The 644-nt window shown below is 62.3% G+C and carries 1 protein-coding gene; it reads left to right on the plus strand.

Translation table 11 applies throughout. The annotated features are described in order from the left end of the window. Positions 1-644: NAD(P)/FAD-dependent oxidoreductase (locus tag RCCGE510_RS32770; protein ID WP_007638071.1), on the plus strand; the 644-nt coding region annotated here is incomplete at both ends.

Consider the following 644-nt stretch of genomic DNA (forward strand, 5'->3'; position numbering starts at 1 on the left):
CTGAGGCGCGGCAGCAGTTGGAGCGTTATCCCACGGTCAAGCTGGTCAATGCCCAAGCCAATAGCATCTCCGGCACCATCGACAATTTCTCCGTCCTCACTGGCGACGGCGAAAGCCTTGGGGCGCGCCGCCTGATCCTGAGCTACGGCGTTGCCGACCAGATGCCTGATGTTCCGGGCTTTGCCGAAAGCTGGGGCACATCTATCGTGCCCTGCCCCTATTGCGATGGCTTTGAAGTCGCCGACCAGCATTGGGGCCTCGTCTGGTCCGGCCCGCAGTCGCACACTTATGTCAGGCTGTACCACGATTGGACCGACACGTTGACGGTCTTCGCCGATGGTCATGACATTGCACCCGATATCCGGGCCGATCTGGCGCGCCGCAACATACCTGTCGTCGACGGCCGGATCACCGAAATCGCCCGTCACGGGGGCCATAATGCCACCGTCAAGCTCGATACTGCCCCGAATGTCGCAGTCGACATCCTGTTCGCACATCCGCGCAACAAGCCGTCCGCAAGCCTGCATGACTCACTGGGCCTCGACACGGTCAATACGCCCTTCGGCATCGCCCTCAAGGTCGACGAGCGCCGCGAAACCAGCATGCCCGGCATCTACGCCGCCGGCGATCTTGCAAACCCAGCG

This window comes from Rhizobium sp. CCGE 510, assembly GCF_000292525.1.
Lineage (GTDB): Bacteria > Pseudomonadota > Alphaproteobacteria > Rhizobiales > Rhizobiaceae > Rhizobium.